Here is a 26,582-nt window from a genome sequence, read left to right on the forward strand (position 1 = left end):
TGCTTGACGGGTAATGCATCACCCCGTAATGTTTTACTCGTAAAGTAATTAGGAACTTAGAAAAAGGAGCACCACCATGACCCGCCTGAACGACGAACAGCTCATCAACCTCTTCCACGAGCCGCGCACCGTCTCCTCCTTCACCGAGGAGCCCGTCACTGACGAGCAGCTGCGCCGCATCCAGGAGCTGACCTTCTATGGCCCCACCGCCTTCAACAGCCAGCCCCTGCGCATCACCTGGGTCAAGAGCCCCGAGGCACGCGAGCGCCTCGTCGCACACCTGGCAGACGGCAACAAGGCTAAGACCCAGGCAGCACCGGTGACCGCAATCCTCTCCGCAGACGCAAACTGGGTAGAGCACGCTGACACCTTCAACCCCAACGCTGCCGGCTTCATCAAGGGCTTCTACACCACCGAAGAGCTCGCCACCCCCGCCGCTGAGCTGAGCGCTCACCTGCAGGCAGGCTACTTCATCACCGCAATCCGCGCCCTCGGCCTGGACGCTGGCCCCATGACCGGCGCAGACTTCGCCGGCATCAAGAAGGAATTCTTCGCGGACAACGCAGAAATCCCCTTCCTGGTCGTCAACCTCGGCCACGGCGAGGCTCCCGCATACCCGCGCGGTGCACGCTTCAGCCACGATGAGGTTACTCGCTCCCTCTAAGAGCGCGCAGCTATGGTATGACTAAAGCTAAACCCTAGATTCAGACTTATAGACAGCTCAAGGGCGGTTCCCCACCACGGGGAACCGCCCTTGAACTATATGTGCGTTATACGCGCCGGTTTCTTAACCCTGAAACGCCGCGTTAGCGGGCACCAAACTGACCCACCGACAGCTGCGGAACAGACGAGGAACACGCGGTCGTATCCAGCGGAACAATCACGCCACCGGAACCGGAGGGAAGACCCACCAGGAAGCCCTGAACCGGTCGGCTACCGCATGCGTCACCGAAGCGTGCCGGGTACACCGAACGCAACACCGCGGTGGTGCTGTCGCCGGGGTTGAGGGTCACGCCCGCAGAGTTCATGTACTCAGCAGAGGCGGATGCCTCACGGCCGACCCAGGTTCCCGAAGGACCAGCATGCACCACACGCGGGTAACCGCGCAGGGTGCAGGGGGAGTTCGAGGAGTTCTGGAAGTACAGGGTGTAGTTTCGGGCGCCGGGGGAGCCTTCTCCAATGGCAACCGAAACGTTCAGGTCGTCCAGATCGCACTGGGTCGGTCCCTCAGCGTTGTTGTTGGAGGAGTTAGAGGACTTCTCCGAAGAGCTCGAGGAATTCGAGGAGTTGGAAGAACTCGACGAGTTCGAGGAACCGGAGGAGTTCGAAGAGTTACCCGAAGAGCGAGAGCCCGACTGCGAAGACGAGTCTGAGCCCTTCTGGGAATCCTGCTGAGAATCAGAGTCGTCCGACTTGTTCTGCTCGGAACCCTCGTGGGAGGACTCAGAAGAGTGAGAGTCAGAGTTCTGCTTCGACTCGTGAGTCTCGGTGTGGGAAGAAGACTCGGAGTGCTCAGAGGAAGACTCGTGGTGCTCCGCGTCGGGGGAGTTCACCACGGTAATGGAACCCGGGCTCACCGAAGGGGTAGCCCCGTCAGAAGCTACTCGAATCGTGCCGGGCTTGACCGAAGCCGAAGCACTCGGCTGCGCCGAGGTGCCTTCAGCTTCCTGACCGGCCTGGGACGCGCCGCATCCACTGAGCGCGAGCACGCAACAGAGGAGGGTGGTTGATGCGAGTACCTGAGCCGATTTAAACATGATTACATCGCCGCCTGCATTTGGATTTCTGCTCCGTCCATACCGGGGGCGTACTCGACCTGGCAGCACAGGCGGGAGTACTCGTTGGCGACATCGTCGACCATGTCGAGCAGGTCCTGCTCAGCTTCGGTGCGTTCACCGGAAGCTTCGAAGTGCTCGGGGTCGATGAAGCCGTGGCAGGTAGCGCAGGATGCGTTACCGCCGCAGGTTGCGAGGACCGGCACACCGTTAGCCTGGAGGGCTTCCAGGAGGGTGTGGTGGTCTTCCCACTGAATGTCGTAGTTTTCGCCTGCTTCGTCAGTGACCTTAATCGTTACGCCCATGCGTTCTCCTTCTTCTGTAGTGATGCGTTTCTATTGTAGAGGTAGGGGCTGTTATTCACCGTACTTTGTGGTGCATACCCAACCCTACCGTCACGCATATCACGGGAACGCATATTAATTTTTATGCTGAGTAGCATGTATGTATTGCCCCCAGTCTACCGCGTATTGCCCTGACAATGCGGGATATCAGCGCCAACGAATACTGCCCCCAGATGCAAAGACATGCTGGGGGCAGTATAAAGAACCGGCACGCAGGGGCGCTTTAACGGTGACGAAGACCTACTTTGATTCCTTCTCCGCAGTCTTCTCGGTGTCCTGCTTTTCTGCGCTGTGGTTATCGGCGTTCTGGACGCTTCCTCCGGGGCCGCGCACAATACCGCGTACACTATCGCGCGGATCGGCGTAGCGCAGGTCGATACCGAAGGTATTGCGGATCTGGCGTGCCGAGTTCAGGTGCCAGCGCTGCGAATCTGAGGGGGTCACGGAGGTGACCGCCTTCTGACCCGGAGCCAGCTTCTCGTGGCGAATATCGTAGTGCTTACCGCCCATGGTGATGGTGAAGCCGTGCTCCTGCAGCAACTGCACGAACGCGTCCACATCGTGCGGGATTTTGCGACCTCGCTGCCTTTTCGTACCGCTCATCCTCGGCTGCGATTCGAAGGGGTTACGGCTGGGCGCGGTGCCGCGGCTAATACGAATCACCTGCTGGTCGGAGTGCGAGAACTCCACCTGGTAGCCGTTGAGCGAGTACACGGTGCGGCTACTGCCGGGAATCGGGCGGCGGTCCTCAGCCTCATCGAGAATGCGGGCAATATACTCGCCGGTCAGGCCGAGCGCCTTCAGCTGTGCCTGGGCGTCGGGGGAGAGCTGGTAGCCTCCCGCGAGAGCCTGCAGCGGGCGTAACGCGAGCACCTCGGCGGTCAGGGGGTTGAGCACCACCTGGTAGCCTTCCTCCTCATGCGTATAGAGGGTAACTTCGCGACCGTAGCGGTTCTCCTGCGCGCTTTCCTGAACCACCGTGCTTGCGGGGGACTCGATGATGTCCAGCAGCAGCTCGTAGGTGAGGCCGTGGCGCATCATGTAGTCCATCACGCCGGGGAGCACACCGTAGATGCGGCGGCGCGGCGGCACATCGCCGTAGAATTCCTTCTCGATGCGCGCGGCAATACGCTGGTTCTCCAGCGGCACCTCGGTCAGCGGGATAAGGCGCTGGTTGGAGGGGCGAATCTTGGCGCGTGCGGCGGCGGGCTTGGGCGCCTGACGGTAAGCATCCACCAGCGTCTGCTGCTGCTCCACAAACTCCTGAGCGATGAGCGGCAGGAGGGTGAAGTAGAGCTCAGCAGCTTCGGGCTTGAGCGCGCCGTTCTCATCGAGCAGGGAAGCGCCGTCCTTAGCGAGCAAGTCCCACGGCTTATCGTTTGCCGCGCTCTCTTCAGAACCCTGGTTCTCCCGGTAGCTATAGGTTGCGAGGGAGGCAAGCTCCTGCAGGCGAACGTACACCTCAAGAGGAACGGTAATCTGCTTCGCGGACATTATTTCTCCTCCTCGGTGGTGTTTTCTGCCTGGGTTGCCTTATCTTCTGCTTGCTTCGCCAGGGTGTTGCTGAGCTCTTCGAGCTGAGCCTTACGCAGGGCTTCCGCGTGCAGGTGATGGAAATCCGGGGTCTTCGCCAGAGCCAGAACGGTCCGCTCATCCGGCGAGATTGCAATTTCCAGACCCTGCGCCGCGTAGATGCGGGTCCAGCCTTCAGCCATACGCACGCTCTCGGGGCTGTTCAGCGTCTGAAGCATCAGATCGAAAACGAACGGCGGGTTCTTCTTCAAGAAGGTGCGGGCGCGCTCGCTGAATTCGAGTTCCAGGGCGTTGAGCGAGTTGTATTCGCCCTGTGCCAGGGATGCCTGCGCCGCTTCGTTGTATTCGGCGTCGTATTCGTCAATGACCGTAATGACTTCGGCGGAGGCGGTGTTGACGTCCACCCGGTAATCGTCGTGGGTGAAGCGAATCGTCCAGTCGTTGAGTCGTTCTGCCGCGCCTTCACGCAGGATGGTGCGCACGAGCTCTTCGCTGATGTTTTCGCGTTCGAGGCGGGCGCGCAGGCTCGGGCGCAGGCGGTAGCTGCGTTCGCGGTCCTCTTCGCTGACGCCGCGAGGCGCGGTCGGTTCGGCGGCTACCGGCTGAGCCGCGGGCTCGCTGAGGGCCGCCGGAGCAGCGGGGACCGGGGCTGCGGGCTTCGGCGCGCTCGGCTTCGGGGTATTCGTCTCCGGAGCGGCGGGCGCACTCGGTAGGGACTGGCTGAGTACGGGCAACTCTTCAACAGGTGCCTGCTCGCTAGCTACTGCCGTATGGGTAGCTTCTGCGGCTTCGGCAGCCTGTTGGCGGGCACGCAGACCCTCCAGGTACTCTTCGATGCGCGGCGGGCGGTAGGTCAGCGTGGACTTGCGGAACATGCCGGGGGAGGGCGTACCGGGAGTAGGCGCTGCCGGCTTCGGTGCTGCGGGCTTGGGCGCTGCGGGAGCAACCGTGGCGGGCGTCGGTATAGGAGCCGTCTTTTCTGCTGTTGCCTCTGCGGGTGCTTCCACAGATGCTTCTTCCGGCACGCTGGGAGCAGGGCTGGGAGTCGGGGCGGGTGCCTGTGCCGCGCGGGCGGCAAAGAGCGCGGGGGAGGGCGCCGGCTTCGGCGCCGCAGGCTTCGGGGTTGCCGGCTGGGGAGTAGCGGTTGCGCTCACCGCGGCGTCCTCACTCACTACACCCTCGTTGGCCTCTGCGACGGGAGTCTCAGCCATGGAGGCTTCGGCCGCTTCGGTTGCCTGCAGGTCGGTCTGTTCCTCTTCAGCAGGCTTAGTGTCGCTGGCTTCCTCATCGCCGCGGCGTAGGGCGGCAACGAGTTCCTGGCGGGAAGTATAAGGAATGATTTCCTCGGGCGAATCGATATATCGCGGGAAATTCTCGTAGAGAATCTTCGCCGCGGCCTCAAAGAGCTTCTCCGCGGTGGTGTTGGCGGCGGGTGTGCAGGGGCAGAGGAGCTCCTGGCGCTGCGCGTCATAGAGGGACCAGTGGGCGCATCGTTCGGTGGGCGGGAAGTAGTCGAGTGTTCCAAGGTCGGCTATATCGATGAGTGCACCTATCAGGGACTGCGGAATGGATAGCTGTGCCATAGTGCTCCTTCGCGTTGTCTGCTCTCCAGCCTATGTGTGGAGGGTCCTCTTTCCATCCTATGCGTTTTTTGGCGGGTGTGCCCCGGGGCACGTCATCTGGGAGCATAAATCTGTGGATTCACAGGTTGGGGTGCTTTGGGGCGCGGTTTTTGGCACGGATGGGGCAGCGTCAGCTGGTGAAGCGTCCTTGCTACACCTAGCTAGAGCCTGCGGCGTGTCGTACTGCAACATGTTGTACTGTGCAGTGGCTTGAGCCCTGCCCGGGGCTTGTGTCAGAGCGTTTTCTGCGTGCTTGTTTCCCAAAGACATCTTCCCGGGCGTGTCTTCCGGGGCATATCTTCTGGGGCATATCTTCTAGGGCATACAAAAAATCCCCGGTTCCAAAGAACCGGGGATCGGTGGTGCGCCCGAAGGGATTCGAACCCCCAACCTTCTGATCCGTAGTCAGATGCTCTATCCGTTGAGCTACAGGCGCATGTTCCTCGCTTCGGATTTCTTCAACCCGTCGCGGCAACAGGTACTACTATACGGATGTCTCCAAGGGTGCGCAAGCCGAAAAACTCGAAATTGACCCAAAATCCCCTCCGAAAGACTCGATAATGCCCTGTTTTACCGCATGATTCCGGGGGTTTTGTGCTCTTAAAATTTTTTTAAAATATTTTTGTTCCACCCCAAAACCTAGCTCACGGACACTCGGAACACCCTCCTCGACCCTGCCGAATCACCTCGAAATCCTCCAAAAAATCTTCTCGCACTCTAAGAATGTGATGCGCAGAACTTAAGAAATGGTGTCATAGAAAGCTCTGCAGACCATTAATGCGTTATTCTGTAAGCATCACGAGGAAGTGGAGACTGTCCAAGCGTGCATATTCACATTTGTTTGCACGCTTGTAGTGTTTAACTGCTTCTTTGTTACCGCAGACCTAACCGGATCAATGTAGTATCCGGGCCACCGATTGAAGGGGAAAATGTCAATGGCTGACACCTCAACTCGTACTCTCTCTGCCGAACTCGAAAAGGAGCTGCAGAGCGCACCTACCACCCACCAGGGCCTCCTGGATTGGGTTCGCGAGGTTGCGGCACTGACCCAGCCCGCACACATCTACTGGGTCGATGGCTCCCAGGAAGAATATGACCGCCTGGCACAGGAACTGGTTGACGCCGGTACCTTCGTTCGCCTCAGCGATCACGAATTCCCGAACTCTTACGCAGCTTTCTCCGATCCCGACGACGTTGCACGTGTCGAGGAGCGCACCTTCATCTGCTCCGAGACTGAAGAAGGCGCAGGCCCGACCAACAACTGGCGCGACCCCGTCGAAATGAAGCAGACCCTGACCGGTCTGTTCGAGGGCTCCATGCGCGGTCGTACCCTGTACGTCATTCCTTTCGTCATGGGCTCCCTGAAGGCTAAGAACCCCAAGATTGCTGTTGAGCTCAGCGACTCCGCATACGTTGTCTGCTCCATGCGCATCATGGCAACCATTGGTAAGGACGTTCTTGCCAAGCTGAACGAGACCAACGGCTTCTTCGTCAAGGCTCTGCACTCTGTTGGTGCACCCCTGGAGCCCGGTCAGGAAGATGTTCCCTGGCCTTGCAACCCCGAGAAGTACATCGTCCAGTTCCCCGAGACCCGCGAAATCTGGTCCTTCGGCTCCGGTTACGGCGGTAACGCACTGCTCGGTAAGAAGTGCTACGCACTGCGTATCGCATCCGTTATCGGTCGCGACGAGGGCTGGATGGCAGAGCACATGCTCATCCTGAAGGTCACCAACCCCGAGGGCAAGGTTCGCTACATCTCCGCAGCGTTCCCCTCCGCATGTGGCAAGACCAACTTCGCAATGATGGAGCCCACCATTGACGGCTGGAAGGCTGAGATGGTCGGCGACGACATCGCATGGATCGAGTTCGACGAGAACCACCAGGCACGCGTGGTCAACCCCGAGGCTGGCCTGTTCGGCGTGGCACCGGGCACCGGTTACTCCACCAACCCGAACGCTATGAAGGCTATCGCCAAGGGCAACACCATCTTCACCAACGTTGCACTGACCGACGACGGCTCCGTCTGGTGGGAGGGCAAGACCGACGAGGCTCCCGCACACCTGATTGACTGGACCGGTAAGGACTGGACCCCCGAGTCCGGCCGCCCGGCAGCTCACCCGAACTCCCGTTTCTGCACCCCCGCATCCCAGGTCGACATGCTCGCTCCCGAGTACTACGACCCCGAGGGTGTGCCGCTGAGCGCTATCGTTCTGGGTGGTCGCCGTAAGACCACCATCCCGCTGGTTTCCGAGTCCGAGAGCTGGGAGCAGGGCGTCTTCCGCGCAGTTACCCTCTCCTCCGAGACCACCGCGGCTGCTAAGGGTGCTGTCGGCGTGATTCGCCGCGACCCGATGGCAATGCTGCCCTTCATCGGCTACAACGCTGGTGACTACTTCAAGCACTGGCTGGACCTGGGCAAGAAGCACGGCACCGAGAACATGCCGAAGGTCTACTACGTCAACTGGTTCCGCCGCACCCCCGACGGTGGCTTCGCGTGGCCCGGCTTCGGCGAGAACTCTCGCGTTGTGAAGTGGATCTTCGACCGCCTCGACGGCAAGGCTGGCGGCCAGGAGACCTTCCTGGGCACCGTTCCCACCAAGGAAGACCTGGACCTGACCGGTCTGGAAATCTCCGAGGAAGAGCTGAAGGCTGCTCTGGCTGTCTCGAAGGAAGAATGGGCGGCTGAACTGCCCGGCATCGACGAGTGGCTCGAGAAGTTCGGCGACAAGCTGCCCGCTGAGGTTCGCGAACAGCGCGACGCTCTGGCGAAGGCTCTGGAGGACTAAGACACTCCAGCTAATACCTAAGGTTTAGCGCCTTGAAGGGGTGGAATCTCTCGGTGAGATTCCGCCCCTTCTTTCCGTTTGGGGGAAATTTGAATCCCTGTCAGTTGGGGGAGTGATAAATTTTCTTGCAAAGGCGTGAGTGTAAGGCTATGCAGTCCACTTGCTCTTGAGAAATACTTTAAGATCCTCGCCGGGATGGTTTGGTGCAGAAGTGGCTATCCATAATTTCTTGCCTCTCTTGCCGCCCCTATACAATTCCAATGTAAGATTTTTGAACGCGTCGAACCCGCCCGGGCTCACGCATCCGTTGCCGTCTCTGTGGAAGTTCTCTGTGGAAGTGACGGCGACACGAGAAGGATAGAAGGAGTATCCATGCGTTTGACAGCATTCTCGGATGTCTCGCTCCGCGTTCTGATGCTCCTGTCTGCTCTGGAGCCCGGTCAGAAGCTTTCCACTCAGAAGATCTCTGAGGGAGTGGACACCCCCTACAACCATGTGGCGAAGGCTGTGGCTTTCCTCGTGAACATGGGTTACCTGGATTCGACTCGCGGTCGCGCCGGTGGCGTTATGCTTTCCGATGCTGGTCGTTCTGCGACCGTCGGCACTGTTCTTCGCGCTACTGAGGGCGATATCCCCATGATTGAGTGCGAGGATGAGAACGGCCACTGCCCCCTCGATAAGTTCTGCCGCCTGCGCAATGTGCTGGCGAAGGCTCGTGAGGCGTTCTATGCTTCGGTGGACTCGGTTGTGATTAGCGAGTTGACTGCCGGTGCACGTCCCGTTGGCCCGGTATTTGTGGAGCTAGGCTTCGCGCCTCCGGAGAATGCGCTGCCTGCACGCTAAAGGAATACGTGGTACCTGTGGAGCTTTCCGGTGGGAGGCTCCATAGAGTTTTTAACACGAAGTTTAGGGTGTTTCTGCGGTTGGCGCGGGGGCTGCTGGGCGGTTCGCGCGGGGTTCTCTCGGCTTTCTTGCAGGGGGTTCTTGCAGGGTTTTCGAGGGGAGTGGGGAGTATTTTGCCGCTGCCTGCGTGACTGCTGGAACCTGCGTGAGTCCTAAATTTGTGCAGTAAATGCAGAATATTGCAAATTTGCTTTTCAAATGCAGAAAATGTGACCATATTCATTTTTGCACCACACTGCATACTTTCCATAGTAAATATATTTTCATTCCAGAATTTTTATGCAGACTTCGGGGCTAGTCACCCGGTGAACTCAAAAACAGTGCTGAAAATATATAGTGTGACGCGGGGCTCTCTCTTTGAGTCAAGCTGAACCATAAGTCTCACCTAGACCCCTCAACACCCCTCAGGGAGTGACCTGCACTCAGCGCAAACACCCCGCAAAATGCTACGGTAAGGGTGCTTTATAAACACTTCGTCACCAACTGAGCTGTCCGAGTGAACGCCCCAGCACCACACATATCAAGGGCATCATCACAACGACCAGGTGACCACACAGGAAGAAGGCAAGACATGCTCTCCGAGAAGTCCCGCCCCATCATTGAGGCAACGCTGCCCATCATTGCTGAGCGCATCAACGACATCACCCCCGACTTCTACCGTCGAATGTTCGCCGCTCGCCCCGACCTGATGGACGGCATGTTCTCCCGCTCCTCCCAGCTCGAAGGCACCCAGCCCAAGGCACTGGCAGGCTCCATCGCTGTGTTCGCTTCCTACATCGTCCAGAACCCGGACTCCTACCCCGACGAGGTCCTCTCCCGCGTTGCACACAAGCACGCATCCCTGGGCCTGAAGGAAGAAGAGTATCCCACCGTCTACAAGTACCTCTTCGAGGCAATCGCCGCTAACCTGGGCGACCTGGCTACCCCCGAAATCGTTGAGGCATGGACCGAGGTCTACTGGCTCATGGGCAACGCCCTCATCAAGCTGGAGAAGGGCCTGTACGCTTCCCAGGCAAACGACGTCATGTTCGCGCCCTTCAAGCTCGTTGACCGCAAGGAGACCGGCGAGAACGTTGTCGTGCTGACCTTCGAGCCTGCCGACGAAACCCCCATGACCGAGTCCAAGGGCGGCCAGTACATCTCCATCGTTGTTCCCGCACGCGACGGTCTGCGCCAGGCACGCCAGTACACCCTGCTGCCCAGCGAAAAGAACCAGCGCCGCATCGCTGTGAAGCTTGACCCCAACGGCGAGATGACCTCCATCCTGCACGAGCTGGAAGTCGGCGCAGTCGTCGAGCTTTCCAACCCCTACGGTGACCTGACCCTGGAAGGCTTCGGCGACCCCGAGGCACCGCTGTACCTCTTCTCCGCAGGTATCGGCACCACCCCCATGCTCAGCTTCCTCTCCGAGCTGGTTGAGAAGGGCTCTGAGCGCCCCGTGACCGTGGTCCACGCAGACCGCCGCCTGGACACCTGGCCCCTGCGCGAAGAGCTCGCCGAGCTCGTCGGCAAGCTGCCCAACGCACGCCTCGTATCCTTCATCGAGGGCGAGGGCGGCGACTTCACCGGCCGCGTCGATGTCTCCAAGCTGGACGTTCCCGCCAACGCTAACGTCTACCTCTGCGGCCCGCTGCCCTTCATGCAGGGCGTACGCTCCGCACTGGTTGAGGCAGGCGTTCCCGGCAAGAACATCAACTACGAAATCTTCGGCCCCGACCAGTGGATGCTCCACGACCAGGCACGCGAGGCGTAAAAACCCCGTAAGCCGGCTCGTCCGCTAGGTTTCTTAAACCCGGCTAGGTTCTTCCTCTGAGATAGGAGAACCTAGCCGGGTTTTTAGAACCCAAAATAAAAGATCCCGTCCCGCAGAAATAATCTGCGGGACGGGATCTTTAGCAGCTAGCTAGTGCTTAGCCCTGGCGAACCAGAGCCAGAACCTCGTCGCGGACGCGCTCCATAGTCGCAACATCCGGTGCCTCAAGGTTCAGGCGCAGGAAAGGCTCGGTGTTCGAGGGACGCAGGTTAACCCACCAACCCTCTTCGGTGTTGGTGAAGGTGGTGCCGTCGGAGTCCTCAACAACCACGGGAGCGTTAGCGTAGTGTGCACGCACGCGGTCCACAGCGGCAACCTTGTCTTCCAGCTCGGAGTTGATCTCACCGGAAGCAACGTACGGGGAGTACTTCGCGCTGATTTCGGAGAGAGGCTGATCGCTACCACCCAGAGCAGCCAGCACGTGCATTGCAGCGAGCATGCCGGTGTCTGCGTTGAAGAAGTCCTTGAAGTAGTAGTGAGCGGAGTGCTCGCCACCGAAAACGCCGTTCTCCTCAGCCATAACAGCCTTGATGAAGGAGTGGCCCACGCGGGTCTTCACTGCGCGGCCGCCCAGCTTCTCAACCAGCTCAGGAACAGCCTTCGAGGTGATCAGGTTGTAGATGATGACGGGCTCTTCGTTACCCTCTGCCTTCGCACGAGCAATCTCGCGCTCAGCAACCAGAGCGGTCACAGCGGAAGGAGTGACGGGCTCACCCTTCTCGTCGATGACGAAGCAACGGTCAGCGTCGCCGTCGAATGCCAGACCAATGTCAGCACCGTGCTCAACAACAGCCTTCTGCAGATCAACCAGGTTAGCCGGCTCCAGCGGGTTAGCCGGGTGGTTCGGGAAGGTACCGTCCAGCTCGAAGTACAGGGGAACGATTTCCAGGGGCAGGCCCGGCAGGATGGTGTCGCCCAGAACAGCGGGAGTGGTCATACCACCCATGCCGTTACCAGCGTCAACAACAACCTTCAGGGGGCGGATGGAAGACAGATCAACCAGCTTGCGCAGGTACTCTGCGTAAGGCTTGAGAATGTCCTTCTCAGAGACGGTGCCGACCTTCTCAACCGAAGGAATCTCGCCCGAATCCAGGTACTTCTGAGCCAAGTCGCGAATATCGAACAGACCGGACTCGGAAGACAGCGGAACAGCGCCAGCCTTAGCCATCTTCATGCCGTTGTACTCTGCGGGGTTGTGGCTAGCGGTGAAGGTAACACCGGCAGCGTTCTCAACGCCACATGCGAAGTACAGAACGTCAGTGGAGATCAGACCGATCTTCTCAACATTTGCACCGCGAGCGGTTGCACCCTGGGCGAATGCATCCATGAATTCGGGGGAGGAGGGACGCATGTCGCCACCGACCAGAATGGTCTGGCCCTCCAGGCCCAGAACGTCTACGAAAGCCGCGCCGGTAGCGCGAACAGTCTCTGCGGTAATGGTCTCGCCGACGATGCCACGCACGTCGTACGCTTTGAATGAGTCATGTAGATTAATAGTAGTCACGCCTTTTATTTTAGCGGTAAAGAAGTGCAACTAGCCTCTATAATGGGCAGGTAAAACCTTATAAATTCCGCTGAATGTATGGGTTTTTTATCACGTCACTTGCTTCAAACAACTCACGTCGAGAGGTATTTTCCCCCATGGGTGAGATTTTTCCCCTAAAAAACCAGATTCAGAATTATGCGTGGGGTTCCCGCGAAATTCTCGGACGCATGCGTGGCGTGCCCGTCCCCACCGAACAGCCCGAGGCTGAGGTGTGGGTTGGCGCGCATCCGGCTGCGCCCTCCCGTGCGACCGTTGACGGCACTGAGTCCCCGCTCAACGAGCTGATCCAGGCTGAGCCGTCCCGTTTCTTGCGCCCGGACCGTACCTCTGACTGGTTCCCCTTCCTCTTTAAGATCCTTGCGATTGACGCCCCCCTGTCGATTCAGGTGCACCCCACCCCCGAGCAGGCTATTGCCGGCTTCGAGGATGAGCAGGCACGCGGCATCGCGATTGATGCGCCGCACCGCAACTACAAGGACCGCTACTCCAAGCCTGAAACCGTCATCGCCCTGACCCAGATGCGCGTGCTCACCGGTGTGCGCACCTCCGAGCAGCTGGCAGAGCTTGCCGAGGCGTTCAAGGCCGACTGGCTGGCAGAGCGTGTGGAGCTCACCCCCAAGCAGCTGCTGACCGAGATTATCCGCATGCCCGAAGAGACCGCCACCGCGGCTGTTGAGCAGCTTGTCGAGGCGGCAGCGCAGCTGACCCGCTCCGACAACGCACTCATCGCTGACGCAGCTGAGCTCGTGCAGATTGTTGCTGGCAAGTACCCCGGTGACCGCGGTCTGCTCGTCGCCTTCGTCATGAACTTGGTTCACCTGGCACCGGGCGAATCTGCCTTCACCCCCGACGGTCAGGTGCACGCCTACGTCTCCGGTACCGCTATTGAGCTGATGAACCCCTCCGATAACGTGATGCGCGCGGGCCTGACCGCAAAGCACATCGACACCGAGGAGCTCATCAAGGTTCTCGGCGAAAGCCAGGACGCACCCGTTATTCAGCGCCCCACCCCCGAGAACGCGCCCGTGGGCACCTACGCCATGTGGGACGAGCGCATGAGCGTGACCCGCATCCGCGTTGAAGAGGGCAAGCCGCAGGAATACACCTTCGAGGGCATTAGCGCCGCGCTGAGCGTATCCGGCAAAATTACTATTCACGCAGCAGACGGCAACGGTACCGAAGAGTTCGTGCTGGGCGCCACCGAGTCGGTACTGCACGTGGGTGAGCCCTCCGAGGCAACCCTGAGCGGTAGCGGTGAGCTGTACATCGCTTCTTATGTTTAGGAAATAATCCTCGATAACTAAAACTTCTAGACAGTTATAACTAGCCAGTTATAAGGAGTGTCGAAAGATACTTCAAGACTGGCACATAATAAAGAATCCACGTTCTTCCCTATATCTATTCAGGTCGGGGGAGGCGTGGATTTTTTATGCCCCGAATAGGGGAGGCAGGGGATATTTTGTGCCTACCCTGCACAGTGTGTTCTGGGTAACCTATAATTGGTCTTATAAATATGCGTATACCTGTGCCTTTATGCACCTCTTCCTCAGGTACGCAGCCCCAAACAACTAGGAGAACACCGTGAAGATCATCCTCACCGTCACAGGCATCGACCACGAAGGCATCATCGCCGCCGTGACCGCAACCCTCGCCGAGCGCAAGGTCAACGTCCTCGACGTCTCCCAGACCATCATGGGCGAATTCTTCACCATGATCATGCACTGCTCCTTCGACGAAGAGCAGCAGAACCTCATCGACCTGCAGGAAGCCATGGTTGGTGTCGAGCACGAACAGAAGGTCCAGATTCGCATCCAGGCAGAATCCATCTTCAAGGCAATGCACACCATCTAAGGCTCCACTTATGCGCAACGCCAACATTCTAGAAACCATCCGAATGATCGAGGAGCAGAAGCTCGACATTCGCACCGTCACCATGGGTATCTCCCTGCTCGACTGCGCCGACTCTGACGGTGAGGTAGCCCGCCGCAAAATCTACGACAAGATCACCAGCCGCGCCGCAAACCTCGTCAGCGTCTGCGAAGGTATCGAAGCTGAGCTCGGCATCCCGATTGTCAACAAGCGCATCGCCGTCACCCCCATCGCGCTGGTGGCAGGCGCCTCCAACGATGAGGACTACGTGGAGTTCGCCCGCACCCTCGACGCAGCTGCTAAGGCAGTCGGCGTGAACTTCGTCGGTGGCTTCAGCGCTCTCGTCGACAAGGGCATGACCCCCGCCGATGAAAAGCTGATTCGCTCCATTCCGCGAGCGCTCGCAGAAACCGACGTGGTCTGCTCCTCCGTAGACATCGGATCCTCCCGCGCCGGCATCAACATGAGCGCCGTCAAACTCATGGGCGAAACCATCCGCGCCACCGCAGACCTGACCGCGGACGCACACGGCTTCGGCTGCGCCAAGCTTGTCGTCTTCGCGAACGCCGTCAGCGACAACCCCTTCATGGCGGGCGCATTCCATGGCGTGCAGGAGGCAGACACCACTATCTCCGTAGGCGTCTCCGGCCCCGGCGTGGTACACCGCGCCCTGCAGAAGGTCCGCGGCGAATCCTTCGACACCTGCGCCGAAGAAATCAAGAAGGCAGCCTTCAAGATTACCCGCGTCGGTCAGCTGGTCGGTACCCTCGCCTCCGAGCGTCTGGGCGTACCCTTCAACATTATTGACCTCTCCCTGGCACCCACCGCAGAGATTGGCGACTCGGTCGCGCACATCCTCGAAGAGATGGGTCTGGAAACCGTCGGTACCCACGGCACCGTTGCGGCACTTGCGCTGCTCAACGATGCGGTGAAGAAGGGCGGCCTCATGGCGTGCTCGAACGTCGGTGGCCTCTCCGGTTCCTTCATTCCGATCTCTGAGGACATCGGCATGATTGAATCCGCAGCCGCCGGACACATCACCCTGGACAAGCTCGAAGCGATGACTGCCATCTGCTCCGTCGGTCTGGACATGGTCGCGGTTCCCGGCGACACCCCCGCCGCCACCCTCGCCGCAATGATTGCCGACGAGGCGGCAATCGGCGTGATGAACCACAAGACCACCGCGGTTCGCGTCATCCCGGCGGTCGGCCTGGGCGTAGGCGACACGGTCGAATTTGGTGGCCTGCTCGGTCGCGCACCCGTCATGCCCACCCACACCCCCAGCGCGGAGGCGTTCATCGCCCGCTGCGGTCGTATTCCGTCGCCGGTTCACGGTTTCCGCAACTAAGTTTGATTCCGTAACTAAGCTCGAATCTGCAACTAAACTCTAGGGGCACTGAGAACCAATAGAAAAAGGGGAGGCACCGAAGATTATCTCTTCGGTGCCTCCCCCTTCGTTGTATGAGCTACTAAGAAACTACTGATACACGAAGCGGCTCATCAACGCCTCAAGTGCCAGACGCGCATTCGCGTTCGTCCGCAGACGACGCAGAGTCAGCTCGACCGCCTGCACATCCTCCAGCAGCTGCTGGACGGAACGGCGGGAGCAGAACGCCTCCAGCGGTTCACGCAAATGCTCATTGACCAGCGGAGCCTGCGCCGACAGAGCCACCGTCAACGCATCACGTAGAACCGTCTGAACCTGCGCCACGGAACGCAACAGTGTATCGGAGGAAACGCGCTTAGCGCGGCGCTTCTGTTGCTCCTCCAGACGGCGAACCTGCGCTCGCAAGGACGGAGAAACACGCTCACCCTCGCGAATACCTAGCAGAGCCAGAAGCTCCTGGCGTTCCTGCTCATCCTTGAGAGCGGAGACAGCCTGTGCGTCCTGGTCGGCAAGGTCGGTGAGCTTCTCTGCTGCGTTGAAAGCCGAAGAAATAGAACGAACATTCAGAATCAGGGAGGTAATCAACTCCCGACGAGCCATCGCCCGCTCATCGGTCGCCAAACGGTACCCCTCCTGCGCATCACCCAGAGCCAGACGCGCCGCACGCTGCGCCAAAGGATCCGCCACACCGTGCGCCAGCAAATACTCGTGCACTTGCGCATCGGTAGGAACCGGCAACTGCACCGGACGGCACCGTGAACGAATCGTCACCAGCACATCGGTGGGAGAGGGCGCCGTCAACAACCAAATCGTATGCGGCGGCGGCTCCTCAATCGTCTTCAACAACACATTGGAGGTACGCTCCGGCATGCGCTCGGTGTCCTCAACCAGAATCACGCGCCAGCGACCTACGGTCGGGCGGTCCTGAGCCTTCATGACCAGCTCGCGCGCCTCATCAATGCTGATATGCGTCGCCTCGGTACTAAAGTGCGTAAAATCTGCGTGTGAACCGTTCATGACGGTCACGCAGCCCTTGCACTGACCGCATCCGCGGTTCTGCGGGTCGGGCTGCTCGCACAGCAGCGCGGCCGCAAAGACCTTCGCAGCCTCACGGTGCGGCGCACCGGTTGCACCCGTAAAAAGCCAAGCGTGCGTGGGGCGGGCGGCGGCGGCATCCGTGCGCAGCTGCTGGAGCTTATCGGCGGGAATCAGCAGGGTATCCCAGAGGCTCATGAGTCCTCCTTACCGGTGCGGACCAGCTCGCGGGCGGCAAGCAGAGGCTCAATCACCTCAAGCACACGCGCGTGCACCTGCTCAATCGTGCCCACACCATCAATAATGCGGTGCGAACCGTTAGCGTCCTCGCGAGCGATTTGCTCGAACGCACCGTGAATGCGGGCCTTGAACGCGGCGCCTTCAGCCTCAATACGGTCGACGGTGCCGCGCTGGTCCATGCGTTCCTGCTCGGCGCTCAGCGGCACACTCAGCAATAGGGTTGCATCGGGTACCAGGTCGGCGGTAGCCCAGCGGCTCAAATCGACGATGGTTTCAATACCCAGATCACGGCCAACACCCTGGTACGCGGCGGAAGAATCAATATAGCGGTCGCTCAGCACGATGGCGCCCTCTGCAAGCGCGGGACGAATCAACTGGGAGGCGTGCGCTGCGCGGGATGCCGCGAAAATCAGCGCCTCGGTGCGGTCATCAATGGTACCCTGACCCGCTTCAAGGACGAGGGCACGCAGCTTCTCACCAATCTCGGTGCCGCCGGGTTCGCGGGTGGTGATGACACGGTATCCGCGGGCGCTGAGCGCTTCATTCAGCAGGGCGAGCTGGGTGGTTTTGCCGGCGCCGTCGCCTCCTTCGACCACGATAAAAAGCCCGCGGCGACCGGTCGGGTCAGCGGGAAGATTCTGTGCATCGGGGGTGTAGCTGAGAGTATCCATCACCCTTAAGGGTACCGGGTCTCTTAGCAGCACCGGTGCGGTTTTGGTGATACCTCCGCGTGGGGTTGAGCGCGCATAAAGGTAAAAAACATGTAAATCCTGTGTGCTATCACTCGTACGGACGTGCGTTCTATGCCAGGGTGTGCCAGGCTTAAAGACATGAGTGCAGATAACCACGACATGAATTACTCCGCAGAGACCTTCGTCGTCTCTGGCGGCCGCCCGGCACACGAGCATGATGCGCCGGTGAACCCTCCGATCGTTCTTTCTTCCACCTACCGCGGTGTGGACGCCGTCAATATTGAGCAGGACCGCGTGTACGCCCGCTTCTCGAACCCCACCTGGGAGGGCATGGAAGAGGTTGTGGCAAAGCTGGAGAACGCTACCCAGCCCGGTCTGCTGTTCCCCTCCGGTATGGCTGCTGTCGCTGCTGTCATCGACCTGTTGCCGGTTGGTTCCATCGTTCTGATTCCTAAGCACGCATACATGGCGTCGGTGACCCTGTGCAAGGATTTGGAACGCCGCGGCATCATTGAGCTTGTTCGCGTGGACATTGAAGACACCGAGAGCGTTATCGCCGCTATGGAGGATGCCGCATCCCGCGTCGGCGTGACCCCGGAGAACGTGAACTACTCGGAGCCGAAGGTTCTGGCGTGGCTGGAGAGCCCCACGAACCCGATGCTTGAGGTTGCTGACCTGCCTGCCCTGCTTTCTGCTGCTCGCCGCCTGGGCATTGTGACCGCGGTGGATAACACCTTCGCAACCCCGATTCTGCAGCGTCCCCTGGATTTGGGTGCTGACGTGGTGGTTCACTCCGCTACGAAGTTCCTCGCGGGCCACTCTGATGTTCTGCTGGGCATGACCCTCACCTCGAATGAGGAACTGTACAAGGCGATGCTGCACCACCGCATCACCAACGGCGCAATCCCCGGCCCCGTGGAGGCATGGCTTGGTCTGCGCGGCCTGCGCACCCTGGCGCTGCGCGTGGAACGTGCTGTGCAGAACGCACAGGTGCTGGCGGAGCGTCTGAGCGAGCACCCCTTCGTGACTGAGGTGCGTTACCCGGGTCTGGAGAGCGACCGCGGTCATGAGGTTGCGAAGAAGCAGATGGACGGTTTCGGTGCGATTTTGTGCGTCACCCTGGATACCGATGCGGCTGGTGCCCGTAACGTCGTGGAGGCGTTGAAGCTGTGGACCCCGGCAACCTCTCTGGGCGGCGTGGAGTCTCTGGTGGAGCGTCGTCGTCGCCACGGTAACGAGCCGGATTCGATTCCCGAATCCCTGCTGCGCCTGTCGGTAGGTATTGAGAACGTCGATGACCTTTACAATGACTTGGTTGAGGCCTTTAATGCTGTCCGCTAGGCACTTTGCTAGGGTTGTCTAGAGAAGCTGCTGATTCTAAGGAATACTATGTCTCCTATTCTGTTGGTCATCTATGTGACCACTCTTATCGATGTGCTACTGGCTGTTGCCGGCGCTGTGGTTGGTGTGCTGGCTTTTGTTCGTGCGTGGTCGTCTCCGGCTAATGCTTACGATTTTGCTGGTAAGCGCCCGAAGAACACGTGGCTGGCTCTGACCGGTGGTTCTGCTGCTGTGTCGCTGTTTAGCGTTTTTGCTGCGGTGACTGGTGGCGGTAATAGCGTGCTGATTCTTCAGCTGATTGCTGCTGTGATTAGCTGCGTGTTCCTGGCTGGTGTGTGGCCTTCGGTGGGTCGCCGCCGTTTCTAGCGTTAGCTTTTGCGCTCGCTTTGGGCGATAGATGGTGAAGCCTCGTGCGCTGTCTGATGGGTTTGTCCCGGTCGGATGGTGTGCGGGGCTTTGCCCTTTTCTGGCGGGGTTTTTGAGCCTTTCGTTCTGGTAGAAAAGACCCTTATAAATTTTTGGGAGAATGCATATTTTCTAGGCTCTAAGGCATGACAAACCGGCGGGTAAATGAAAAAATAGAGGTATGACTTACAAACTAGTACTCCTGCGCCACGGCCAGTCCGAGTGGAACGAGAAGAACCTGTTCACCGGCTGGGTGGACGTTAACCTGACCGATAAGGGCCGCGCTGAGGCTAAGCGCGGCGGCGAGCTGCTGGCAGAGCGCAACATCCTCCCCGATGTTGTTCACACCTCCCTGCAGCGTCGCGCAATCAACACCGCAAACCTTGCACTGGATGCAGCAGACCGTCTGTGGATTCCCGTCAAGCGCACCTGGCGCCTGAACGAGCGTCACTACGGTGCTCTGCAGGGTAAGAACAAGTCCGAGATTCGCGAGGAATACGGCGACGAGAAGTTCATGACTTGGCGTCGTTCCTACGACGTTCCGCCGCCCCCGCTGGATGACAACGACCCCTACTCGCAGGCAAACGACCCCCGCTACGCGGATGTTGAGAACGCTCCTCGCACCGAGTGCCTGAAGGACGTTCTGGGCCGTATGCTTCCCTACTGGGAGTCGGACATCAAGCCCGACCTCGCAGCAGGCAAGACCGTTCTGGTTGCTGCACACGGTAACTCCCTGCGTTCGCTGGTCAAGCACCTCGAGGGTATTTCCGATGAGGACATTGCTGGCCTGAACATCCCCACCGGTATTCCGCTGTACTACGAGCTGGATGAGAACTTCCAGCCCGTCAAGCCCGGCGAGTACCTGGACCCCGAGGCTGCTAAGGACGCTATTGCTGCCGTAGCAAACCAGGGTAAGTAATACCTCCGGCAGGGTTTCACCCCTGTCATTGTGATGAGCCGTCCACCGTTGAGGTGGGCGGCTCATTGCGTTCTCTGTAAGGTTTCTGTACGGGGAGCGTGCCTGAGAAGAAGAGCGTTCGCCTGAGTGCTGGGTATCCGCCACATTTATACTTATGGGGTACCCGAACAGAAGGGAAGTACATGGATGCCGGTCTGATCGCCTTTATTGCGGGCATGATAGGTCTGCTGGTGGGCGTCCTGAGCATGAATGCGGTGGCGCGTAGTGAGCGGGAGCAGGAGCGTAGTTTGGTGTCGGCGCCGGCGCTGCGTGATGGTGCCGCTCAGGTACTTGCTGTGATTGGTCGCGCCTACCTGGTGATTGATGAGGTGGGCGGCGTGGTTCAGGCTTCTCCGGGTGCGTACGCGATGGGTCTGGTGCGTGGTCATACGGTGGCGTCTGATGAGTTGGCGGATATGATTCGCATGGTGCGTCATCGCGGTATTTTTGCGGAGCGTACTTTTGAGATTGACCGCGGTGAGGGTGAGGCGCTGGTCTTGGATGTGCGTGTTGCTTCGCTGGGGGACGAGTACATTTTGGTGCTTGCGGATGACCGCACTGAAATTTCTCGTGTGCAGCGTATGCGTAATGATTTTGTGGCGAATGTGTCGCATGAGTTGAAGACTCCGGTGGGTGCGGTGAGTCTGCTTGCGGAGGCTATTGAGCAGGCGAGTGATGACCCGGAGGCGATTGAGTATTTTGTGGGGCGTCTTCATAAGGAGACGCGCCGCCTGTCTGCGCTGGTGCGTGACATTATTGAGCTTTCGCGTCTGCAGTCGACCGATGTGATTGCGCGTGGTGGTCCGGTGTCGGTGCCTTCTTTGGTGGCTGATGCGGTGGACCGTTCGCATATTGTGGCGGAGGAGAAGGACATTCAGATTTCTACCCGCATCGAGGAGGTCCCCGAGGTGTACGGTGACGCCGAGCTGCTCGGTATTGCTGTGCAGAACCTGGTGGAGAACGCGGTGCGTTATTCGCCGGAGCATACGAAGGTGGATATTTGGGTGCACCGTGTGGCGGATCAGCTGCTGGTTGAGGTTGCTGATCAGGGCGTGGGTATCCCGGAGGACGAGCAGAAACGTATTTTTGAGCGTTTTTACCGGGTTGATCCGGCTCGTTCGCGTCAGACGGGCGGTACCGGTTTGGGCTTGAGCATTGTGAAGCACGTGATGACTCAGCACGGTGGCAGCGTGACGGTTCGGTCGATGCCGCAGGAGGGCTCGACGTTTACGTTGGCGTTGCCGCTGAATGAGGCTCCGGCCGCAGTGTAGTGTTAGCGGTATAGGTTTTATGGAATCGAAGGAAGTTATTGATGTCTAAAATTCTGATTGTTGAGGACGAAGAGGCCCTCTCGGATCCCCTTGCGTTTTTGCTGGGTCGTGAGGGTTTCCAGACGATTGTTGTGGACAACGGTCTGGATGCTCTGCCGGTGTTTGACCGCGAGGGCGCGGATTTGGTGCTGCTGGATGTGATGCTTCCGGGCATGTCCGGTATGGAGGTGTGCCGTAAGCTACGTGAGGTGTCTTCGGTCCCGATTATCATGCTGACGGCTAAGGATTCTGAGCTGGATAAGGTGCTGGGTCTGGAGCTGGGCGCTGATGACTATGTGACGAAGCCGTATTCTGCGCGTGAGCTGATTGCTCGTATCCGCGCGGTGTTGCGTCGTCGTTCGGCGGAGACTGATTCTGCTACTGAGTCGGTGCTGCAGGGCGGCCCGGTGCGTATGGATATTGACCGCCATGTGGTGACGGTTAATGGTGAAGAGATTTCTATGCCGCTGAAGGAGTTTGAGCTCCTGGAGATTCTGCTGCGCAATGTGGGTCGTGTGATGACTCGTGGCCAGTTGATTGAGCGCGTGTGGGGCGCCGACTATGTGGGTGATACGAAGACCCTGGACGTGCACATTAAGCGTCTGCGTTCGAAGATTGAGCCGGATTCTTCTGCCCCGCAGTATGTGGTGACGGTTCGCGGCTTGGGCTATAAGTTCGAGGCGTAGGCGGGCTTGAGACTGATGAGTTCTGCTTCTGCGGCGAATACTGCTGTGATTGTTTTGGCGGCTGGTTCGGGTACTCGCCTGGGTGAGCCGATCCCGAAGGCTGCTGTGCGTGTGCATGGTCGTACTTTGCTGGATTATGCGTTGGAGGGTGCGCTCGCTTCGGGTGTTGCGGAGCATGTGGTGGTGACTGTTCCTGCTGATTGTTCGGCGAGTTGCCCGGAGCTTTTGGAGGACGCCCGCCGTGCCGGTGCGTTGATTACTGCCGGTGGTGATACGCGTACTGCTTCGGTGGTTGCGGCGTTGGATGCTTTGAAGGATGCGCAGGTTCCGGTGGATTATGTGCTGATTCATGATTGCGCTCGTGCTTTTACTCCGCCGCAGGTGTATCACCGTGTGCTTGAGGGTTTGGGTGCTGAGAGCCCGCAGGGTGTTGTGCGTGCGGTGATTCCTGTGTTGCCGGTGGTGGATACGGTGAAGACTGTGGATTCTGCTGGTTTGGTGACGGGTACTCCTTCGCGTGCGCAGATGCGTGCGGTGCAGACTCCTCAGGGTTTTGAGGTGGCTGCCCTGTTGGCGGCACATGAGCGTAGCCGTTCCCTGCCTGCTGAGGAGGCTGAGCTGCTCACTGATGATGCGATGGCGATGGAGGCTGCGGGCGAGCCGGTATTGACGGTTGCCGGTGCTGCGGATGCGTTTAAGGTGACGACTCCGATGGATTTGCGGGTTGCTCGCGCGCTGTTTGGTGATTCTGCTACCTAACCTTGCCGCCTAATGCCTCTTTTGCCGAGGCATTGCTGCTGAGAAGATGTTTGATCGATTGAAGGGTCCTGTGATGACTGTTATTCCTCGTGTTGGTACCGGTGTTGATGTCCACGCTTTTGGCGAAGAGGGCACTCCCCTGTATATTGCTGGTCTGCATTGGCCGGGTGAGCGTGGTTTGAGCGGCCATTCTGATGGTGATGTGGTGGCTCATGCTGCCGCGGATGCTCTTTTTGCCGCCTCCGGCACGGGGGATTTGGGCTCTAATTTTGGTGTGGACCGCCCGGATATGAAGGGCGCTTCGGGTGTTCGTATTCTTTCTGAGGCTGCGGCGATTGTGCGTGCTGCTGGTTTTGAGATTGGTAATGTGAGCGTTCAGCTGGTGGGTAACCGCCCGAAGTTCTCCCCGCGCCGTGATGAGGCGAACCGTGTGCTGAGCGAGGCGGCGGGTGCTCCGGTGACGGTGATTGCGACGACTACTGACGGTCTGGGTTTGACGGGCCGCGGCGAGGGTGTGGCTGCTATTGCGACGGCGCTGGTGTATCCGCGTTCGTAGGTGTTTGGCTGCTTCGAGCCATTCTGTAACCTATCGCTGATTTACCGCCCCGGCGTCTGAACCGACCCCGTAGAATGAGAGTGTGACTATGCGTTTTTATGATTCAGCTTCCGCGACTATTCGCGAGTTTGAGCCCGTCGTGCCCGGTGAGGCGCGTATCTATTATTGTGGTGCTACGGTGCAGGGTGAACCGCATCTGGGCCACATCCGTTCGGCGTTGGTTTTTGACCAGTTGAGCCGTTGGATGCGTTACCGTGGTTTGAAGGTGACGACGGTCCGCAATGTCACTGATATTGATGACAAGATTTTGGCGAAGTCTGCTGATTCTATGGAGCCCGGTTTTGAGGGTGAGTTCCCGAATGAGCAGTGGTGGGCGCTCGCGTATCGTTTTGAGAAGGTTTTTGCTCAGGCGTATGCGGCGTTGGGTATTGATCCGCCGACGTATGAGCCGCGCGCGACCGGTCATATTCCGGAGATGTTTGCTCTGATTCAGCGTCTGATTGATCGTGGCCACGCGTATCCTGCACTGGATGATTCTGGTGACGTGTATTTTGATGTGCGTTCGTGGGATAAGTATGGTGCGCTGACGAATCAGAGCGTTGAGGATATGCAGGATTCTGCGGATGCTGATCCGCGCGGTAAGCGTGACCCTCGCGATTTTGCCCTGTGGAAGGGCTATAAGGAGGGTGAGCCGCTGACTGCTTCGTGGGAGTCTCCGTGGGGTCGCGGCCGTCCGGGCTGGCACCTGGAGTGCTCGGCGATGGCTGGTAAGTATTTGGGTTCGCGTTTCGATATTCACGGTGGCGGTTTGGATTTGCGTTTCCCGCACCATGAGAATGAGCTGGCGCAGTCGACTGCAGCTGGCGATGATTTCGCGAATTTCTGGATGCATAACGGCATGGTCACCTATGAGGGTGAGAAGATGTCGAAGTCTATCGGTAATACGATTTCGCCGGCGCAGATGCTGCAGATGGCTCGTCCGCTGGTGGTTCGTTATTACCTGGGTAGTGCGCATTATCGTTCGATTCTTGATTACCGTCCGTCGTCTTTGCAGGAGGCGGCAACCGCTATTGAGCGTGTTGAGGCGTTCCTTGCTGCAACTCAGGATGTGCTGAAGCCGGGTCGTGAGGTTCCGGAGGCTTTTGCAGAGGCTATGGATGATGACGTGAATATTCCGCGTGCTCTGGCGGTTCTGCATGAGCAGACTCGTGCCGGTAATGCGGCGCTTGCTGCCGGTGAGGATGCTTCGGAGGCGGCGAATGCTGTGATGGCTATGGCTGAGGTTCTGGGCCTGGCGCAGCTGATGAGCTTTAATGCTGAGGGCACTTCGGGTGCTGAGCATGAGGCTCTGGATGCGCTGATTCAGGCTGTATTGGCGGAGCGTGCTGCTGCTCGTGCTCAGAAGGATTGGGCGAAGGCTGATGCGATGCGTGATCTATTGGCGTCTGCTGGTGTGCAGGTGAAGGATGGCGCGAATGGTTCGAGCTGGAGCGTTGGCTAGAGGGTGATGTGCCCCGCGTTTGTGCGTAAGGCTTAGGTCGCGCGGGTTTCTCTCGCGTAGACTCGTATTCATTACTTTGACGAAGGAAGAGAAGAATGGCTAAGGCAGGTTCGCGCCCGGGCGCTACCACCAAGAAGAAGGGTGCTACTAAGGGCACTGGCGGTCACGGTCGTAAGGCGCTTGAGGGTAAGGGTCCTACTCCGAAGGCTGAGGACCGCGTTTATCACAAGGCGCATAAGATGAAGCGCGCGGCTGAGCGTCGTGCTGCTACCGGTACGAACCGTAAGTTCCAGACTCGTCTGGGCGGTAAGCGTGCTAGCGATGAGCTGGTGACTGGTCGTAATGCGGTGCTTGAGGCTCTGCGTACTGAGATTCCCTCGAAGCACTTGTACATCATGAGCCGTGTTGAGGTTGATGACCGCGTTCGCGAGATTATGACTATTGCGAATAAGCGCAATATTCCGATGCTGGAGATTCCGCGTAGCGAGCTGGATCGTTTGACTGATGGTTCTGTGCATCAGGGTGTTGCGATGCAGATTCCGCCGTACAAGTACCCGGACGCGACTGATTTGGTGCTGGATACTATGGAGCGTTGGCACTCGGGTAAGCTGTCGACTCCGCCGCTGTTTGTTGCTTTGGACGGTATTACTGATCCGCGTAACTTGGGTGCGATTATTCGTAGCGTGTCCGCATTTAGCGGTGATGGTGTGATTATTCCTGAGCGTCGTTCGGCTGCTGTGACCGCTGGTGCGTGGAAGACTAGTGCTGGTGCGGCTGCTCGTATTCCTGTTGCGATGGCGACTAATCTGACTCGCGTGATTCAGCAGGCTAAGGAGCAGGGTATTTTCGTGATTGGTCTGGATGGCGGTGGCGATATTGAGCTGCCGGCTCTGGAGCTTGCGAATGAGCCGCTGTGCGTGGTGGTTGGTTCTGAGGGTAAGGGTCTGTCCCGCCTGGTGACTGAGAACTGCGATCAGATTGTGTCGATTCCGATTGATTCTGCGATGGAGTCTTTGAACGCGGCGATGGCTGTGGGTATTACTCTGTACGATGTTTCTCGTCGTCGCGCTTCCGCGAACTAAAGTTTTGAAGCTTGCGAGCTACGGGCTGTAGCTCTGTAGCTTGAACCCTATAGCTTGAACAAGGAGGGCGCCCCGTGAGGGGGTGCCCTCCTTTTCTGTGCTCTCCCCATATATAGGTGCTCATATATAGGGAGACTACAGAACTGGGAGGTACAGAACGGGGAAGTGCAGCGGTACAGATATGCGGGATACAGAGATGGGGGAGGGGGCGGAGCCCCTCTTCCCATCTTTTCTTCCCGTCTTCTCTTCTTATCTTCTTGATGCTGAGAGGCTTTTCTGCCCTTCTATATGGGCTCTTCAGGGAGCTTCTGCAGGTTTTTCGGGGTCTTTTGAAGGTTTTTAAACTTTTTTCAAAGAGCTTTTGAGGAGCTTATCCTGTGCTGACTAGGCGGTTTGGTGTCTGTGAGGGTGTTTGAGACCCTTTCAAGGCCCCACTTGT

23 protein-coding genes and 1 tRNA gene are annotated in these 26,582 nt (G+C 58.8%); 16 read left to right on the top strand and 8 right to left on the bottom strand.

Features of this window, described 5'->3' with window-relative positions; all coding sequences use genetic code 11:
• Window positions 1-76: 76 nt before the first annotated feature.
• Complete coding sequence (locus HMPREF2942_RS01835; protein ID WP_070688132.1) at window positions 77-664, top strand: malonic semialdehyde reductase; 588 nt, start codon at window positions 77-79, stop codon at window positions 662-664.
• Between the two features lie 142 nt (window positions 665-806).
• On the opposite strand, the gene HMPREF2942_RS01840 is transcribed toward HMPREF2942_RS01835, so the two are convergent.
• The 5 genes from HMPREF2942_RS01840 to HMPREF2942_RS01860 form a co-directional block, all read right to left on the bottom strand.
• Window positions 807-1,757 (bottom strand): DUF4232 domain-containing protein, encoded by a 951-nt coding sequence (locus tag HMPREF2942_RS01840; protein ID WP_070688133.1) that lies wholly within the window; start codon window positions 1,755-1,757, stop codon window positions 807-809.
• A 2-nt stretch (window positions 1,758-1,759) separates the two neighbouring features.
• Complete coding sequence (locus HMPREF2942_RS01845) at window positions 1,760-2,080, bottom strand: 2Fe-2S iron-sulfur cluster-binding protein (protein WP_070688135.1); 321 nt, start codon at window positions 2,078-2,080, stop codon at window positions 1,760-1,762.
• Window positions 2,081-2,359: 279 nt separating this feature from the next.
• Window positions 2,360-3,613 (bottom strand): cell wall biosynthesis glycosyltransferase, encoded by a 1,254-nt coding sequence (locus tag HMPREF2942_RS01850; protein ID WP_070688137.1) that lies wholly within the window; start codon window positions 3,611-3,613, stop codon window positions 2,360-2,362.
• On the bottom strand, window positions 3,613-5,235 hold the full coding sequence (locus HMPREF2942_RS01855; protein ID WP_070688139.1) for a DNA repair protein: 1,623 nt from the start codon (window positions 5,233-5,235) through the stop codon (window positions 3,613-3,615). The genes HMPREF2942_RS01850 and HMPREF2942_RS01855 overlap by 1 nt, the downstream gene beginning before the upstream one ends.
• A 399-nt stretch (window positions 5,236-5,634) precedes the next feature.
• Window positions 5,635-5,710 (bottom strand) — tRNA-Arg (locus HMPREF2942_RS01860).
• Between the two features lie 499 nt (window positions 5,711-6,209).
• On the opposite strand from HMPREF2942_RS01860, the gene HMPREF2942_RS01865 reads away from it, so the two are divergent.
• From HMPREF2942_RS01865 to HMPREF2942_RS01875, 3 genes are all read left to right on the top strand, one after another.
• Window positions 6,210-8,060, top strand: a complete 1,851-nt coding sequence (locus HMPREF2942_RS01865; RefSeq protein WP_070688141.1) for a phosphoenolpyruvate carboxykinase (GTP) — start codon at window positions 6,210-6,212, stop codon at window positions 8,058-8,060.
• 372 nt (window positions 8,061-8,432) lie between these two features.
• On the top strand, window positions 8,433-8,903 hold the full coding sequence (locus HMPREF2942_RS01870) for an RrF2 family transcriptional regulator (protein ID WP_005507162.1): 471 nt from the start codon (window positions 8,433-8,435) through the stop codon (window positions 8,901-8,903).
• Between the two features lie 631 nt (window positions 8,904-9,534).
• The gene (locus HMPREF2942_RS01875) at window positions 9,535-10,716 is read left to right on the top strand and encodes an FAD-binding oxidoreductase (protein ID WP_070634331.1); all 1,182 of its coding nucleotides are present in this window, start codon (window positions 9,535-9,537) and stop codon (window positions 10,714-10,716) included.
• Between the two features lie 157 nt (window positions 10,717-10,873).
• Here the strand turns inward: HMPREF2942_RS01875 and HMPREF2942_RS01880 are convergent, their stop codons facing one another.
• Window positions 10,874-12,280: a phosphomannomutase/phosphoglucomutase gene (locus HMPREF2942_RS01880; protein WP_070634333.1), complete on the bottom strand. Its 1,407-nt coding sequence runs from the start codon at window positions 12,278-12,280 to the stop codon at window positions 10,874-10,876.
• Window positions 12,281-12,417: 137 nt separating this feature from the next.
• On the opposite strand from HMPREF2942_RS01880, the gene manA reads away from it, so the two are divergent.
• From manA to HMPREF2942_RS01895, 3 genes are all read left to right on the top strand, one after another.
• Entirely contained in the window at window positions 12,418-13,605 is a 1,188-nt protein-coding gene (gene manA, locus HMPREF2942_RS01885; RefSeq protein ID WP_070688143.1) for a mannose-6-phosphate isomerase, class I, read from the top strand.
• A gap of 298 nt (window positions 13,606-13,903) precedes the next feature.
• Complete coding sequence (locus HMPREF2942_RS01890) at window positions 13,904-14,173, top strand: ACT domain-containing protein (RefSeq protein WP_005507158.1); 270 nt, start codon at window positions 13,904-13,906, stop codon at window positions 14,171-14,173.
• Window positions 14,174-14,183: 10 nt separating this feature from the next.
• Window positions 14,184-15,539 carry a PFL family protein gene (locus HMPREF2942_RS01895; RefSeq protein ID WP_070688145.1) on the top strand — a complete coding sequence of 452 codons (1,356 nt, stop codon included), beginning with the start codon at window positions 14,184-14,186 and terminating at the stop codon, window positions 15,537-15,539.
• A gap of 129 nt (window positions 15,540-15,668) precedes the next feature.
• Here the strand turns inward: HMPREF2942_RS01895 and HMPREF2942_RS01900 are convergent, their stop codons facing one another.
• Both HMPREF2942_RS01900 and tmk read right to left on the bottom strand, forming a co-directional pair.
• Window positions 15,669-16,811, bottom strand: a complete 1,143-nt coding sequence (locus tag HMPREF2942_RS01900; RefSeq protein ID WP_070688148.1) for a DNA polymerase III subunit delta' — start codon at window positions 16,809-16,811, stop codon at window positions 15,669-15,671.
• Complete coding sequence (gene tmk / locus HMPREF2942_RS01905; protein WP_083313453.1) at window positions 16,808-17,524, bottom strand: dTMP kinase; 717 nt, start codon at window positions 17,522-17,524, stop codon at window positions 16,808-16,810. The genes HMPREF2942_RS01900 and tmk overlap by 4 nt, the downstream gene beginning before the upstream one ends.
• A 159-nt stretch (window positions 17,525-17,683) precedes the next feature.
• Between tmk and HMPREF2942_RS01910 the strand changes: the two genes are divergently transcribed.
• From HMPREF2942_RS01910 to rlmB, 9 genes are all read left to right on the top strand, one after another.
• Window positions 17,684-18,886, top strand: coding sequence for a trans-sulfuration enzyme family protein (locus HMPREF2942_RS01910; protein ID WP_049350514.1), 1,203 nt, complete (start codon window positions 17,684-17,686; stop codon window positions 18,884-18,886).
• A 48-nt stretch (window positions 18,887-18,934) separates the two neighbouring features.
• Complete coding sequence (locus HMPREF2942_RS01915) at window positions 18,935-19,252, top strand: DUF2516 family protein (protein WP_049340347.1); 318 nt, start codon at window positions 18,935-18,937, stop codon at window positions 19,250-19,252.
• A 220-nt stretch (window positions 19,253-19,472) separates the two neighbouring features.
• Window positions 19,473-20,210 carry a phosphoglyceromutase gene (locus HMPREF2942_RS01920; RefSeq protein ID WP_049357741.1) on the top strand — a complete coding sequence of 246 codons (738 nt, stop codon included), beginning with the start codon at window positions 19,473-19,475 and terminating at the stop codon, window positions 20,208-20,210.
• A gap of 182 nt (window positions 20,211-20,392) precedes the next feature.
• Window positions 20,393-21,520, top strand: a complete 1,128-nt coding sequence (locus tag HMPREF2942_RS01925; protein WP_049350516.1) for a sensor histidine kinase — start codon at window positions 20,393-20,395, stop codon at window positions 21,518-21,520.
• Between the two features lie 41 nt (window positions 21,521-21,561).
• Window positions 21,562-22,245 (top strand): response regulator transcription factor, encoded by a 684-nt coding sequence (locus tag HMPREF2942_RS01930; protein ID WP_005507150.1) that lies wholly within the window; start codon window positions 21,562-21,564, stop codon window positions 22,243-22,245.
• A gap of 15 nt (window positions 22,246-22,260) precedes the next feature.
• Entirely contained in the window at window positions 22,261-23,004 is a 744-nt protein-coding gene (ispD, locus tag HMPREF2942_RS01935) for a 2-C-methyl-D-erythritol 4-phosphate cytidylyltransferase (RefSeq protein ID WP_070688150.1), read from the top strand.
• 73 nt (window positions 23,005-23,077) lie between these two features.
• The gene (gene ispF, locus HMPREF2942_RS01940; protein ID WP_005509302.1) at window positions 23,078-23,560 is read left to right on the top strand and encodes a 2-C-methyl-D-erythritol 2,4-cyclodiphosphate synthase; all 483 of its coding nucleotides are present in this window, start codon (window positions 23,078-23,080) and stop codon (window positions 23,558-23,560) included.
• A gap of 82 nt (window positions 23,561-23,642) precedes the next feature.
• Complete coding sequence (cysS, locus tag HMPREF2942_RS01945) at window positions 23,643-25,061, top strand: cysteine--tRNA ligase (RefSeq protein ID WP_070688153.1); 1,419 nt, start codon at window positions 23,643-23,645, stop codon at window positions 25,059-25,061.
• A gap of 95 nt (window positions 25,062-25,156) precedes the next feature.
• On the top strand, window positions 25,157-26,143 hold the full coding sequence (rlmB, locus tag HMPREF2942_RS01950) for a 23S rRNA (guanosine(2251)-2'-O)-methyltransferase RlmB (protein WP_005509305.1): 987 nt from the start codon (window positions 25,157-25,159) through the stop codon (window positions 26,141-26,143).
• Window positions 26,144-26,582 lie beyond the last annotated feature (439 nt).

It is taken from the genome of Rothia sp. HMSC071C12 (genome assembly GCF_001813895.1).
Classification (GTDB): domain Bacteria; phylum Actinomycetota; class Actinomycetes; order Actinomycetales; family Micrococcaceae; genus Rothia; species Rothia mucilaginosa.